The sequence below is a fragment of the Labrenzia sp. THAF82 genome (assembly GCF_009363435.1).
Taxonomy (GTDB): domain Bacteria; phylum Pseudomonadota; class Alphaproteobacteria; order Rhizobiales; family Stappiaceae; genus Roseibium; species Roseibium porphyridii.
The window spans coordinates 3,919,837-3,934,006 of record NZ_CP045354.1 but is presented as its reverse complement, the minus strand read 5'-3'; the positions used below and the strand labels follow the sequence as shown (position 1 = coordinate 3,934,006).

11 protein-coding genes are annotated in these 14,170 nt (G+C 52.8%); 6 read left to right on the top strand and 5 right to left on the bottom strand.

The features are described from left to right. Positions 1-3 precede the first annotated feature (3 nt). Positions 4-441, bottom strand: coding sequence for a helix-turn-helix domain-containing protein (locus FIV00_RS18140; protein WP_152502070.1), 438 nt, complete (start codon positions 439-441; stop codon positions 4-6). A gap of 69 nt (positions 442-510) precedes the next feature. On the opposite strand from FIV00_RS18140, the gene FIV00_RS18135 reads away from it, so the two are divergent. Next, on the top strand, positions 511-1,752 hold the full coding sequence (locus FIV00_RS18135; protein WP_209006601.1) for an MFS transporter: 1,242 nt from the start codon (positions 511-513) through the stop codon (positions 1,750-1,752). Positions 1,753-1,775: 23 nt separating this feature from the next. On the opposite strand, the gene guaD is transcribed toward FIV00_RS18135, so the two are convergent. Together guaD and FIV00_RS18125 are read right to left on the bottom strand one after the other, a co-directional pair. Beyond that, a complete protein-coding gene (gene guaD, locus FIV00_RS18130) occupies positions 1,776-3,080 on the bottom strand; it encodes a guanine deaminase (RefSeq protein ID WP_152502069.1) in 1,305 nt (434 codons plus the stop codon). A gap of 152 nt (positions 3,081-3,232) precedes the next feature. After that, the gene (locus FIV00_RS18125; RefSeq protein WP_152502068.1) at positions 3,233-4,168 is read right to left on the bottom strand and encodes a hypothetical protein; all 936 of its coding nucleotides are present in this window, start codon (positions 4,166-4,168) and stop codon (positions 3,233-3,235) included. 390 nt (positions 4,169-4,558) lie between these two features. Here FIV00_RS18125 and speB point away from each other — a divergent pair, with 390 nt between their 5' ends. After that, positions 4,559-5,521 (top strand): agmatinase, encoded by a 963-nt coding sequence (gene speB / locus FIV00_RS18120; RefSeq protein WP_152502067.1) that lies wholly within the window; start codon positions 4,559-4,561, stop codon positions 5,519-5,521. Positions 5,522-5,559: 38 nt separating this feature from the next. Here the strand turns inward: speB and FIV00_RS18115 are convergent, their stop codons facing one another. Continuing rightward, positions 5,560-6,156 carry a DUF6653 family protein gene (locus FIV00_RS18115; RefSeq protein WP_152502066.1) on the bottom strand — a complete coding sequence of 199 codons (597 nt, stop codon included), beginning with the start codon at positions 6,154-6,156 and terminating at the stop codon, positions 5,560-5,562. Positions 6,157-6,470: 314 nt separating this feature from the next. On the opposite strand from FIV00_RS18115, the gene FIV00_RS18110 reads away from it, so the two are divergent. Next, positions 6,471-8,792 (top strand): EAL domain-containing protein, encoded by a 2,322-nt coding sequence (locus FIV00_RS18110; RefSeq protein ID WP_152502065.1) that lies wholly within the window; start codon positions 6,471-6,473, stop codon positions 8,790-8,792. A 31-nt stretch (positions 8,793-8,823) separates the two neighbouring features. On the opposite strand, the gene FIV00_RS18105 is transcribed toward FIV00_RS18110, so the two are convergent. After that, positions 8,824-10,629, bottom strand: coding sequence for an alpha/beta hydrolase (locus FIV00_RS18105; protein WP_152502064.1), 1,806 nt, complete (start codon positions 10,627-10,629; stop codon positions 8,824-8,826). A 340-nt stretch (positions 10,630-10,969) separates the two neighbouring features. Between FIV00_RS18105 and FIV00_RS18100 the strand changes: the two genes are divergently transcribed. From FIV00_RS18100 to FIV00_RS18090, 3 genes are all read left to right on the top strand, one after another. After that, a complete protein-coding gene (locus FIV00_RS18100; protein WP_152502063.1) occupies positions 10,970-11,212 on the top strand; it encodes a hypothetical protein in 243 nt (80 codons plus the stop codon). A 394-nt stretch (positions 11,213-11,606) separates the two neighbouring features. After that, a complete protein-coding gene (locus tag FIV00_RS18095; RefSeq protein ID WP_152502062.1) occupies positions 11,607-12,824 on the top strand; it encodes an LL-diaminopimelate aminotransferase in 1,218 nt (405 codons plus the stop codon). Between the two features lie 23 nt (positions 12,825-12,847). Continuing rightward, positions 12,848-14,170, top strand: coding sequence for a homoserine dehydrogenase (locus tag FIV00_RS18090; protein WP_152502061.1), 1,323 nt, complete (start codon positions 12,848-12,850; stop codon positions 14,168-14,170).

Genomic DNA, 14,170 nt, shown 5'->3' with positions numbered 1-14,170 from the left:
GCGTCACTTTGAGCGCGACCAGGTCGGCGCCGTTGGTGAGTTCCCAAGTGACCTTTTGCTACTGATTTTGATCAGTTTTTGAAACTTTGGACATTCCATATGGCTGGGTGCCGGGCACTCGGCGACGTGACGGATCATATCACGTAATGCGTTCAGCCTCTCGATTTGCCTGTCCAGCTCATCCACACGCGCGTGAAGTTTTTGCCTGGACAGAGCAGGGCGCCCATCCGGGCCAAACATTGTCTTTATCTCGTCGAGCGAAAACCCACCTGCTTTGCCGAGGTTGATGAGTGCAAGTTGATCAATGATATCCGGTGCGAAGAGACGCTTCATACCTCGGCGCCCGATGGAGGCAATCAGGCCTTTCTCCTCATAATGGCGCAGGGCCGAAGCAGCGATGCCGGTTGATTTCGATAATTCTGAAATATCCAATAATTTCATCTCTTGACCTCAAGTCGACTTGAACTTGTAGGGTTGCGCGATTCCGATAAATGTTCAAGGACAACAGCCGTGCCCCGCAATGAGAATTCCTCGCGCCCGCCAATCTGGTTGCAGAAAACAACCATCGCTTTGCTTTTGGTTGCGACACTCAAAATCATGGCAAACGCCACCATCAGTCCAGCTCTGCCAGAGCTTGAGAAAGCCTTTTCCGGCAACGTACAGGCTGCATATCTCACGCGTTTTCTAGTGGCTGCACCTTCGCTCACAGTGGTGCTTGTGGCACCGATTGCCGGGATGTTCGCAGACCGATTTGGCCGCGCACCCCTTCTGGTTTCAGGCGTCATACTGTTTGCGTTGAGCGGCAGTGCAGGCGCTTATCTGCCTGACCTGTTCTCCGTTCTGGTTAGCCGCTTAGTTCTTGGTATTGCCGTTGCCTTGACCATGACAGCTCAAGTTGCCTTGGTCGGTGACCTCTTTGAAGGCAATCGCCGCAGTGCTTTCATGGGGTTGCAAACAGCCGCCATTAACTTCAGCGGGTTCTTGTACATTGGCTTCGCTGGTTTCCTTGCGGGGTATTCGCCTCGTTGGCCATTCTTGATCTACGCATTGCCGTTTTTGCTGTTGCCGCTTTTGTTGCCCCTGTTGCGCCGAGAGAGAGAATATGCGGCCAATCGGGAACCAGCGCCCGAAGGTCAGAATGCACCATCTGATGGAAACTGGTTTTTGCGTGCATCAGCCTTGTCGTTGCTCACAACGGCAACTGTGATGCTCTTCTTCTTGATGCCAAGTCAGCTTCCTTTCTTTTTGTCGGAGAACGGAATGGATGGCGCGTCGGGTACTGCGATTGGATTGGGTGCATTGACGCTCACTGGCGGCTGCGTGGCCATGGTGTTCAAGCGCATAAGTGGTTTCCTAGGGTTGCGTGCAACATTTGCCCTGGGGTTTGCGTTGATGGGCACTGGATTTGCGACACTCTCGGTGGATGCAAGTTGGCCAACGGTTCTTGGCGGGGCTGTGCAGATTGGCGCAGGTTACGCTCTGGTCCAACCAGCGCTCTTTCTGGTTGCGTTAAGTGTGGCACCACAGAGCAAGCGTGGCAGGGTTTCGGGAATGGTGACGACTGCAATGTTCATGGGCCAAGTGATATCGCCCCTGTTGCTGACGCCGTTGCTGCAAGCAGTTGGGTTTGGTCCGGTTTTTGGGATGTCGTCGATAGTGCTCAGTGTTTTTGCCTTCACAGCACTTTGCATGCTTGTGTTTCAGGCAATCGCACTTCGCAAAACAGTTCAAGCCCAACCAGACAGGCTTTAGGACAGAAGCCGGACCAGCTGATGTTACATCTTCGAAGGTGAACCGGAGACGTAGGTCTCAACAACGGAGCGGTCATCGCCCAAGGTCTGCAGCACAAAGAGCTCTTCAGAAAGTGTTTCGACAGTTTCCATGCGCAAAGCCATTGGCGGGGTCGCATTGGCATTCAACACCACGACGTCTGCATCAGTTTCCGGTTCCAGTGTTCCGATCCTGTCGGATAGGGAGAGGGCTTCGGCATTTCCTAGTGTCATCCAATAGAAACTGGTGAGCGGATGCATGCGTTGGCGTTGAAGCTGCAAAACCTTGTAGCCTTCATCCAGGGTTCGAAGCATTGAATAATTTGTCCCGCCGCCGACATCGGTTGCGATTGCAGTCCTGATGCCAGCGCTTTCCATCCCTGATTTGTCGAAGAGGCCACTTCCCAGGAAAAGGTTTGAAGTTGGGCAAAAGACCGCAATTGATCTGGTTTCCCTCATCACCTGGAGTTCGTGACCAGTCATGTGGATGCAGTGACCCAGGAGTGTCTTGGAACCGAGAAGGCCAAAGCTCTCATAGACGCCCAGATAATGAGCAGCATCAGGATAGAGCTCCTGCGTATAGGCAATTTCATTGTGGTTCTCGTTGATATGCGTTTGCAAATGGCATGCAGGGTGCTCTTTCAAAAGTGTTCCTGCAGCTTCCAATTGTTCCGGCGTCGAAGTGATCGCAAATCGAGGCGTGATGACGTAGTGAGCCCTGCCGCGTCCATGCCACTTTGAAAGAAGTGCCTTGCTGTCGTCGTATGAGCTTTGCGCCGTATCACAAAGTTCGGGTGGCGCATTTCGATCCATCATTGTCTTGCCGCCGAGCATCAGCATTCCACGCGCTTCGGCTTCCTCGAAATAGGCGTCGACTGAGTTCCGGTGACTGGAACAATAGGCAACGGCCGTCGTGGTACCGTTGGAAAGAAGTGCGTCATAGAACTCGCTGGCGATCCGCTTGCCATGGGCCTTGTCGGCAAAACGAATTTCTGCGGGAAACGTGTAGTCGTTGAGCCAGTCAAGAAGCTGATCTGCCCAGGATGCGATTACTTGTGCCTGAGGGAAGTGGATATGCGTGTCGATAAACCCCGGGACAATCAAGTGTGGTTGGTGATCCACAACCTGTGTACCGTCCGGTGCATTTGTGCGGACATCCGAATACGTGCCGCGTTTGAGGATTTTTCCGTCTGAAATCAGCAGTGCACCGTCCGGTTCATAGGAATAAGCGCTTACATCGTCCGGTCCTTGCGGACATGTTTGGAAGGTGAGCAGCCTGCCTCGCAGGATTTTGATACTTTGGTCAGCCAAAAAATGAGGGCCTTGTCCCGATAAGGATTGGAAATGGATTCGCCAACACACGAGTTTAAGCGCGTGCCCGGACGGGAACAATGAAATCTGAAGTCTATCGCTGAAATCAGCACAGGCACCCCAAAACCTGTTTGGTCAGGCAACAACCAATTTCACCACTTTTTCGGTGTCAGCAACTTTTGCTGCAGGCTGTTAAAAAAACCTGTCGGTTTGTTGTAGATCTGGCGAACTTCGCTGTCACTGGCTGGGCGAGGGGCGCGTGTCGTTGTGGTGGAATATGAATTGAGCGCGTCCTTGTTGATCTGTGATTGCGCAAAAGAGGGGACAGCTTTTGTCAGCAGCAGTGTGTTTGATCGGTAAGGACCACTGCCACTTACACTTACGTAGCTCGATCGCTCGCCACCGACTTGGATGAACAGCTCACCGTTGACTTGACCCTTGGCAGCTTTGGCAGAGAACTCGAATACCGCCGTCTGGCCGGCGGCAATAGCCTGAACCTGTTCATAGGGTCGACGCGCATTCCGATCGAAAAACGAGACTTTGACTTCAACGGGAATCGCGAGGTCGTTTTTCACGGGAACAATTGCTAGGTCGACAATATCCATTGCAAGCATGAGCCCGCCAAAATCGGACGAGGCCAGTTGAATGGTCTTGTTCGTTGGCAGGTTGAGACTGTCCTCCTGACTGCTGTCAGGTGCCGTGGGCAAGCCCGATTTGAGCGGTTGATATGGTGTAACGGTCATTATTGAGGCAATGACGCCAGCTCCAACCGCAAATCCTGCCCGCCGATTGTTTGGCTGGAAGACGAAGCAGAGGAGGACGCCAAGAACGACTACAATCGCAAAAACGTAGAGCGGGGGAACCGCCAGATCGAGATGACGGGCCGAAACTGATGTCATCTTCAGAACTGCAGACGCTTGTTCTTTCTGTACGATATCGGCAATGGCCGTAATGGTTCCGCCAATCGCAGCGCACAGATAGACGGTCATCATTGTGACCGGACTTACCGATCCGGGTCTACTTTCCTGGTTGGACTTCTTCTTTTCCTTGACCGGTGCTTGCGCCGAGGTTTCCTGAGTATCAGACATCCTGCGCCTCCAAAAATACTAAAATAACGTAACGTAAAGTGTCGGTTACTTCAATCAAGAAGGCGTTCTGATGCATTGTGCATCTTTAAGTTGATGATGGGGGTGTGGCGATTTCCAGTCTTGGTCGTGATCGGAGCAAAGAACATTTGAATTGCGTTGCTAGCGACCTCGTCGGGTCTATTTGCGCTTTGGTCAAAGGAAATAGCGGCCCCTTGGAAGCCACCCAAATATGAGAGATGCTTTAAAGGGATTTGACGTAAGGCAATCGCTCTTTGTGATATTTGGACGTCCGAACCGACCGATTTAATCCTATGCGCAATCAGACGGTTATGACAGAAATACGATCTGGTTCACCTCGAAAAGCGCGCTTGACGCCCCAGGGATAACGACATGACATCGGATTTGCCTCGCCCGACCGACAACGCATTCTTGGGAAAGAGCGTCAAAGGAGGTTCGCATGAACCGACCTATGCCGGAGCATTGTCTTTCATGCGGCGTCGCTACAGTCGAGATTTATCGAATGTCGACTTGGCCATCTGGGGAATACCTTTTGATGCCTCGGTGTCAAACAGACCTGGAGCACGTTTCGGCCCGCAGGGCGTACGCAGGGCCTCAGCCATTTTTGATGGGGACCCTCAATACCCCTTTCAAATGGACCCCTTCGAAAACCTTGCCTGCGTAGACTATGGCGATTGCGTTTTCGACTATGGAAAGAATGCAGATATTCCGGGGCATATCCAGGCACAGGCATCCACGATCCTTTCAAGCGATACGCATCTGTTTTCTATTGGGGGCGATCACTTCGTCACCTATCCGCTTTTGAAGGCACATGTGGCAAAGCACGGACCGCTCGCGCTTGTTCAATTCGATGCGCATCAGGACACCTGGTCAGATGAGGGCGACCGAATAGATCATGGTACCTTTACAGGCCGTGCCGTCCGCGAAGGGCTGATTGACGCGAACCGCTCCATTCAAATTGGCATACGCACGCATGCCCCCGAAACCTGCGGTCTGGAGATTATCTACGGTCACGAGATGGATGATTTGGGTATCAGGGGTGTCGTTGAACGGATCAAGAACCGGGTTGGGGAAGGGGCAGCCTATATGACGTTCGATATCGACTGCCTGGACCCGGCATTTGCTCCTGGCACAGGAACACCAGTATCTGGAGGGCTTTCGTCACGAGAGGCTTTGTCCATCTTACGTGAACTCGGAACACTGAATTTTGTCGGGGGCGATGTGGTGGAGGTTGCACCGGCGTATGACCACGCGGATACCACATCAATTGCAGGTGCGAGTGTTGCGCTGACATATATCGGGCTTTTGGCCGAGCGGAGGTCCAAAGCAACCTGACGATCCATCATGACTGGATAAAGGATCCCGAAGCCGGTTCAGGCGCTTTGCCGTCCAGCTTTGGAGTTGTCGTTGACCGCTTCAATGGACCAGAAACGGTAAAGGGGAGCTTTGTCCTGCATGATGCTGTGAAGATGGATCAATTTGCGGAAACAGACAAATTGTGTGGCATAGGCGACCGTAAGGCCCGAAAGAGCGAGTAGCAGCGACGCGGTAAAGCCGCCTGTTATTGCGACAAGGGTGCCTGTCCAAAATACAAGGTAAAGGGTGGTAATTCTGAAGTTGAGGTTTTGCGGGATAGGCACCACCATCCGGTTGAGCCAAATTCTTTCGCCAAATGCGACCCGGCGCGCCCATCCATTGTGCTTGCCGACTGCAAAGAACAAACGTGAAAGGACCAAAAAAGCCCCCATCACCGCAACCGCCATCACAATGGACCCAAATGAGCCGAGCCAAACATGCGTCCACAATGCTGCAGTGAGCGCACTTGGCGCAATAATCTTGATATAGGTGACGATTGCAGATGCCGGTTTTGCCATAGCGCCATGAGCACGCAGTTGCAGCGTTGGCTGCGCAGGCGCGCGCGTCATGTGCTCAGTGGCAATTGAAAGGCTTGGACGTTGTGTGGTCTGCATCTCAGGTACTTGCTGGTCCCGCTGAGCTGATCATAACCGGGATACGACGCGATAGGCAAATAACATCCGCTTCAAATTTAGCCAGGAAGAGCCCTGCATTTGTTGAGTGATCAAAAGATATCTATTGTAAAAAATACGGGTAATATTAGTTCTTCGCTCTTTGAAACTGAGAGGGTCTAGGTCAGGCCAAGTTTCAGCAAGACAATTTCAAGTTTAACGGGGGTAAATCTGTGTCTTGCATCGTATTCATTGTTTTTTAGTTCCAGTTCAGCGAATATCGCTTTCAGTTCAGGTGCAACCGGCTGGGTGGATGAATGGACTTGCCCGAGAGCAAGCATGTCGAGAATGTCGCGAATGAAGATGACCTCGTCTCATTGGCGACCGAGCTTGCCCGTCTCAACAAGATCAGCCATCTGAGCAAAAGTGATGAACTCCGGCCAAACGGCGCCTGGTTGACCACACTCGTGAACCAGGTGGCCGACTATATTTTTGTCAAGGATCGCCACAGCCGTTTTGTCATGGCTAATCGTCAGATCGCCCTCGACATCGGTTGCGAGGCCAGCTCGGATCTGATTGGCAAAACGGATCTGGATCTTCATTCTCAACCCATAGGCAGTGCCTTCCTTTCTGCCGAAGACGAAATCATGTCGTCGCAAGAGGCGAAATACGATTTCGAAGAGCTGCTGATCCTCCCGAATGGCAAGCGAAAGTGGTTTTCGTCTTCCAAATTTCCTGTGATCGATAGGGAAGGAGTGTCTGTCGGTATCGTGGGTATTTGCCGAGACATTACTGCACGCAAGAATGCAGAACTTTTGCAGCAAGGACAGAACCAGGTCCTACAGAAAATCGCGACGGGAGCACCTATAAGCGATGTTCTGGATACACTCGTCCTGGCGATCGAAAGCCAGATGGAAGGCGTCATGGGGTCAGTGATGCTGCTTGACGAGAGCGGTGAACACTTGCTCAGCAGTTCGGGACCTTCTTTACCAAAGGCTTATCTTGAAGCTGCTAATGGTGTTCCTATCGGACCAAAAGCCGGTTCATGCGGAACAGCTGCCTTTCGACAAGAGTGCGTCATTGTTGAAGACATATTGAACGATCCGCTATGGGAAGACTTCATCGACGTCGTGTCTCAGTTTGATATGCGCTCCTGCTGGTCCATGCCATTTTTCGGGCAGGACACGAAGCTGCTCGGGACATTCGGCCTCTATTCAAACGAGGTAAGAGCGCCCAGCGACAACGAACAGAACTTGGCCCGGGAAGCTGCACGCCTTGCTTCCATCGCCGTCGAAAGGGACAGGGCGGAAAGTCGTATCCGATATCTTGCAAATCATGATGTTCTGACTGGCCTGCCCAACAGACATGAATTCAAGGCCAAGCTTGAACAGAAAATCACTGCCAGCCATGACACAGGTGGTCCCGTTGCAGTTGTCTTCGTCGATCTGGATAATTTCAAGATCGTGAACGATAGCTTCGGGCATGCGATCGGCGATCAGGTGTTGATGATTGTCGCAGAGCGTATCATGTCCTTGCATGGTCACGCCCATGAAGCCATCCGCTTTGGCGGCGACGAGTTTGTTCTGATTTTGGATGGTGAGGCTGCGCAAAAACGAGAACTGGCTAGCTTCATGGGCCGTTTGCGTGACGAGATTATCAAAACAATTCGTATTGGTGACCTTTCCTTTCACATCACCTGCAGCATCGGAGCTGCTTGCTATCCAGAAGACGCTGCCGATGCCGCCGAGTTGTTGCGGAATGCAGACAAGGCAATGTTTGAAGCCAAGTCGTCCGGGCGGGATGGTTACAAGGTATTTGAGCAGACACGCCCGGAAAAATCGCTGAACCGGTTGACCCTGCTTGAAGAAATGCGCACCGGCATTGAAAGCGGTGAATTTTTCCTCGAGTACCAGCCGCAATACAACCTGGAAAGCGGACGTATAGTTGGAGCGGAAGCCCTCGTTCGTTGGCAGCACAGCGCGCTGGGCCGCTTGATGCCGGCAGAGTTCATCGCTCTTGCAGAGGACAGTGGTCTGATTGTTCCGCTTGGACGGTGGGTAATGCATGAAGCTTGCCGTCAGAACAAGAAATGGCAGGACAAGGGATTCGCGCCCATTTCAGTTGGCGTCAACGTATCCGCCAGGCAGTTCCGGGACACAGGCCTTATTGCAGATGTCTCGGCAGCTCTCGCCGACGCTGGCCTGCCGGCACAATTTCTGGAACTCGAATTGACCGAAAGCTTGTTGATCCAGAATGCCGAACAGGCCGTGAAATTGATGGAAGGCTTCCGGCACATTGGGGTGAACTTGGCCATTGATGATTTTGGTACGGGTTATTCCAGCCTGGCGTCATTGAAAAGTTTCCCGCTAACGAGGCTCAAGATCGATCGGAGTTTCATCCTGAATCTCGACTTTGACGAAAGCGACCGCAGCATTGCGCGCGCCATTATTTCACTCGGGCGGGAATTGGGGCTTTGCGTGGTTGCCGAAGGCGTGGAAACGGCAAAGCAACAGGCGTTTCTTGCAAGCTGCCAGTGTGAAATCGTTCAAGGTTTCCACTTTGGTCGTCCGATGAGCGCAGACAAGCTTGGCAAACTGCTGGCGATGACCTCAATGCCCCTCGGTGCGCGCTCAGGGTGATCGCCAACAATTATGCGCGTTTGATCAGGCTCTAAACCTTAGTCATCACGTAGGAGCCTGGCGCATCTTCCAGGATCTTGGTACGATTGGCACCCGGCTTTCGTGCCTTCGCTAAGGTGTCATCGTTTGAGCGGATCCATTGATCCCAGTAGGGCCACCAGGAACCGGGATGTTCCTTGGCCATCTTCAGCCAATTCTCAAGCGTGCCTTTGGGTTCTCTTCCGGTCCAATACTGGTATTTGTTTTTGGCAGGCGGATTGACGACGCCGGCAATGTGGCCTGACCCGGCAAGGACATATTCAACAGGTCCTCCAAAACATCCTGAGCCTACAAACACGGATTTTGGTGGGGCGATATGATCTTCCCGCGTTGCCAGATTGAAAATCGGGATTTTGACATCCTGCAAATCAAGCGTCTCTCCGGCGATTTCCATTTCACCCTTGGAAAGTTTGTTGTCGAGATAACAATTGCGCAGATAGAAGGAGTGATTGGCGGCCGGCATGCGGGTGGAATCTGAATTCCAGTAGAGCAGGTCAAACGGGAACGGCTCTTTTCCCTTCAGATAGTTGTTGACCACATAGGACCAGATTAGGTCGTTGGACCGCAGCATGTTGAAGGCCGAGGACATTTTGGAACCATCCAGATAACCCTGTTCCTCCATGCGTTTTTCCAAAATGGAGATCTGTTCCTCATCGACAAATACTTTCAGATCACCTGCAAAGGTGAAGTCGACCTGGGTCGTGAAAAAGGTAGAGGTTTTGATACGGTCGTCGCCAGTTCGAGCCATATAGGCAAGTGTGACGGCCAGTAGCGTTCCGCCGACACAATATCCGATGGAATTCACTTCCGATTGGCGTGTGGTTTTCTTGATGACGTCGAGCGTGTTGAGAATGCCTTCTCTCATATAGTGCTCAAAGCTTTTTTGAGCCTGCCGTTCGTCAGGGTTCACCCAGGAGATCACGAATACCGTGTGCCCTTGGTCAACAGCCCATTTGATGAAGGATTTTTCGGGATTGAGATCGAGGATATAGAACTTGTTGATCCATGGCGGTACGACCAGGAGCGGGCGCTTGAGGACATCTGTTGTGGTCGGCGTATACTGAACAACCTGGCAGACGTCATTTTGGGAAATCACTTTGCCGGGCGTATTTCCGAGATTGTCGCCTAGTTTGAATTTCGAAGGGTCCGTTTGCCTGATCTTGAGTTCGCCTTCACCGGTCTTCAGGTCTTCAACCAGGTGCTGCATGCCCTTTACCAGGTTTTCGCCGTTGCTCTCCATTGTCAGGCGCAGCAATTCGGGATTGGTCAAGACGAAGTTTGACGGCGAAACGGCATTTGCGATCTGGGTAACGTAGAATTCCGCCTTGTGGCGCGTGTGTTCATCAAGTCCATGGGCGTCATGGACCATGTCCTCAGCCCACTTGCTGGTGATCAGATAGAGCTGCTTGATGAAATCGAAAAACTGATTGTTTTCCCAATCAGGATCGGCAAAGCGCTTGTCTCTGGGGGGCGTTTCAACGGCCGGTTCCGAAGTTTCCCCCATCATTCTTTTCAGCGATGAGTTCCAGAGGTCAATGTAGCCGCTCCAAAGGCGGGACTGCGCCTCGATTGCGCGCTGCGGATCGGAAGTCCAGTATTCACCCACCTGGGCCAATGTTTTGACGACGCCGGTCAACTCGTCGGTCGACTCATGCTTGATCTTGCCCTGTTCCCGAGGCTCGATATAGGCGGCGAGAGCCTTGCCGGCCTGTTCCAGTGTTTTTGCCAGGTTTTGGGCAAAAGCTTCAGGATTGTTGATTATGTATTGCAACATCGGGTGCTGGCGATCGTCAGCCATTGGCAGAGGTTCCCTCCGGTTTTCGCGCTCTATACGGTCTCCAATCCTGACTCTCGAGACCGTGTGCGTTCAAATGCGTTATCTTGTTATAATTTCGCTGGTATTTTGAACTATCAGATATCTATGACACAAGGATCTGTTTCCGTCGATTGGTTAAAAGTGGACACCAAAATGGCTGGCTTTGTCAGGCTCATTCGCTTGCGTGAGAAATTCAAATCATGATTCAGGCCGAAAACGGTTGTCACCTCTTGTGGAATCGCCAGAAAGCAGGATCAAGTAATTGGATATTGTGACAGCCGCATGGTCGGCTGGGTGCACACCCGGAAAGGGCTAATTGAAAATGCGAAACAGATGCGCATACGCACTGGCATCGACGTTGTTGCTCGCACTTGCATCATGTGCAGTGGGGCCTGGAACGCCTCTGGTTGATGCGCTCAAGACTGATCCTGGGCCGCGAAATACCAATGTGCCGGCGCCGAAAGGCTATGGCCCAATAGTCAATACAGGTGAGCCAAGAGGATTGATCAATCCCGAAGATCGAAAGCAGACGGAAGCTTATCTGGAATCGCTCGCCGGCGAATGAGGCAGGACATCTGCGGTGAGGTCAATTCTTCAATCAAGGCAGCGTTTGATCTGAAGGGATTTTTTCATCCGACCTTGCGTTTCAGGGTCTTTCGTATTTGGCGAAGTGCTGAATTTTCTCCGCTCGAAACAACCGACAATCTGAAAGACGGCTTCGCAGCTTTTACCGCCGCAAAGGTACAATGCTTGGCCATATCCTTGGCATACATTTGAATTAAATCGGTTCAGTTTTTTAAGATGCGTTCTGCGGCTAAATTCCGTGCAAAAATTAGACGATTTGCGATGCAAAGACGGGTGCGCAATCTGATCCGGCCTGCTAAAAGACCTCCGCCGCGTCCGCGCCACGCCTCCCGCTTTGGCGTCGACAGTCATGAAATCTCGCAAGGAACCGCGCCATGGAGGAATTCCACAAGATCAAACGGCTGCCGCCGTATGTGTTCGAACAAGTCAACCGTCTGAAAGCAAAGGCGCGTGGGGCAGGGGCGGACATCATTGATCTTGGCATGGGCAACCCGGATCTGGCGACACCGCAACACATCGTCGACAAGCTGACGGAAGTTGTACAAGACCCCCGGACGCATCGATATTCAGCCTCAAAGGGCATTAATGGGCTGCGGAAGGCGCAGGCTGCCTATTATGAACGCCGTTTTGGCGTGAAGCTCGATCCCGATACACAGGTAATCGCGACACTTGGATCCAAGGAAGGCTTTGCCAATATGGCCCAAGCCATTTCTGCTCCTGGCGATGTGATTCTGAGCCCCAATCCGAGCTACCCGATCCACACGTTCGGATTCCTGATGGCGGGCGCTTCGATCCGCAACATTCCAGCCGAACCGGGCCCTTCATTCTTTGAAGCACTTGAGAGAGCGGTCATTCACTCGGTTCCGAAGCCAATTGCGATCATCCTTTGCTATCCAGCCAATCCGACGGCATTTTGCGCCGATCTGGACTTCTACCGGGACGTGGTCGCATTCGCACGCAAGCACAACATCTTCATTCTTTCAGATCTGGCTTATTCGGAAATCTATTTTGGCGATACGCCGCCACCCTCGGTACTTCAGGTGCCCGGGGCAATGGATATCACTGTGGAATTCACCTCGCTGTCCAAGACATTTTCAATGCCCGGTTGGCGCATGGGGTTTGCAGTCGGCAATGAAAGGCTTGTCGGCGCGCTGGCGAGGGTAAAGTCCTACCTGGATTATGGTGCCTTCACTCCAATTCAGGTCGCCGCCGCTGCTGCCCTTAACGGTCCCGAAGACTGCATAAAGGAAACGCGCGAAACCTATAAGCGTCGGCGCGACGTGGTCGTGGAAAGCTTTGGCAGAGCTGGTTGGGATATTCCGGCTCCGGAAGCCAGCATGTTTTGCTGGGCACCGATTCCGGAAAGTTTCCGCTCGCTCGGGAGTCTGGAGTTCTCAAAGCTTTTGTTGGAGCGAGCAGAAGTCGCGGTTGCACCGGGAATCGGGTTTGGAGAACACGGCGACGACTATGTGCGCATCGGTCTGGTGGAAAACGAGCAGAGACTTCGCCAAGCCGCGAGAAATGTCCGCCGCTTCCTTGAAACCGCGGAGCAAAAGCTGCACAACGTCATCCCGCTCGATACCTCTGGTTAAACGGAACTGGATCCATTTCTCATATGGCTGAAACATTGAAAGTCGGCGTCGCTGGTCTGGGCACTGTAGGTGCATCCGTCTTGCGCCTCCTGGCAAAACACGGCGACCAGATTGCCCGTAGAACGGGGCGCTCGGTTTCCGTGACCGCTGTTAGCGCCCGCGATCGCGACAAGGATCGTGGTTTTGATGTTTCCGGATTCGAGTGGTTTACCGACCCCGTCGAAATGGCGGAAAAAGGCGATATCGATGTCTTTGTCGAACTGATTGGCGGAGACAGCGGGCCTGCAGAAGACAGCGTCAGAGCTGCGCTTGCACGTGGCATTCATGTTGTCACGGCCAACAAGGCCTTGCTGGCCCGGCACGGCGTTGCTCTTGCAGAGATCGCTGAAGCCAACGGTGCGTGTCTCAACTATGAAGCGGCCGTTGCCGGAGGAATTCCGATTGTAAAGACGTTGCGGGAATCGATGTCGGGCAATGGCATTAGCCGCGTTTATGGGATTTTGAACGGCACGTGCAATTATATCCTGACGCGGATGGAAGCAGAGGGCATCAGCTTTGAGGACTGCCTGTCTGATGCTCAGCGGCTGGGATACGCCGAAGCCGACCCGACTTTCGACATTGAAGGCAATGACACGGCGCATAAGCTCGCCATTCTGACCAGTCTTGCATTCGGTACCAGGATTGCCAGCGATGACATCTATCTGGAAGGCATCACGTCCATTACAACGGCAGATATTCAGGCCGCGGATGAATTGGGGTACCGCATCAAACTGCTTGGTGTGGCCCAGCAGACCGAGACCGGCATAGAGCAACGCGTGCACCCGACCATGGTTCCTAAAAATTCGGCCATTGCACAGGTCGATGGTGTTTTGAACGCCGTGGCGGTTGATGGCGATTTTGTCGGTGAAATCGTATTGGCAGGCCCGGGGGCAGGCGGCGATGCGACAGCGTCGGCCGTTGTCGCCGATGTTGCGGATGTGGCCCGGGGTGACCGGACACCGGTGCTTGGCATGCCGGCTGTGGACCTCAAAGACTATCAGCGGGCGCGAATGCGTTTGCATGAAGGTGGGTACTACATTCGGCTCTCGGTCTATGACCGACCCGGAGCCTTCGCAGAAATCGCTCATTGCATGGGCAATGCCGGTATTTCTCTTGAATCGATCGTTCAGAAACGACATGCCGGCAGCGAAGCCCCTGGAAAATACGATGAGAACGCGCCTCAACCTGTCATACTGATCACTTATGAAACCACAGAAGTTGCCATCAAGGAGGCTCTGGAGGTGATCATGTCGAAAGGGGTTGTTGCCGAGAAACCGCAAATGATCCGGATCGAAAACCTGAACTGA

Coding starts and splice junctions, on each gene's coding strand:
- FIV00_RS18140 (WP_152502070.1), bottom strand. CDS start 441: ATGAAATTATTGGATATTTCAGAATTATCGAAATCAACCGGCATCGCT.
- FIV00_RS18125 (WP_152502068.1), bottom strand. CDS start 4,168: ATGTCTGATACTCAGGAAACCTCGGCGCAAGCACCGGTCAAGGAAAAG.
- speB (WP_152502067.1), top strand. CDS start 4,559: ATGACATCGGATTTGCCTCGCCCGACCGACAACGCATTCTTGGGAAAG.
- FIV00_RS18115 (WP_152502066.1), bottom strand. CDS start 6,156: ATGCAGACCACACAACGTCCAAGCCTTTCAATTGCCACTGAGCACATG.
- FIV00_RS18110 (WP_152502065.1), top strand. CDS start 6,471: ATGGACTTGCCCGAGAGCAAGCATGTCGAGAATGTCGCGAATGAAGAT.
- FIV00_RS18105 (WP_152502064.1), bottom strand. CDS start 10,629: ATGGCTGACGATCGCCAGCACCCGATGTTGCAATACATAATCAACAAT.
- FIV00_RS18100 (WP_152502063.1), top strand. CDS start 10,970: ATGCGAAACAGATGCGCATACGCACTGGCATCGACGTTGTTGCTCGCA.
- FIV00_RS18095 (WP_152502062.1), top strand. CDS start 11,607: ATGGAGGAATTCCACAAGATCAAACGGCTGCCGCCGTATGTGTTCGAA.
- FIV00_RS18090 (WP_152502061.1), top strand. CDS start 12,848: ATGGCTGAAACATTGAAAGTCGGCGTCGCTGGTCTGGGCACTGTAGGT.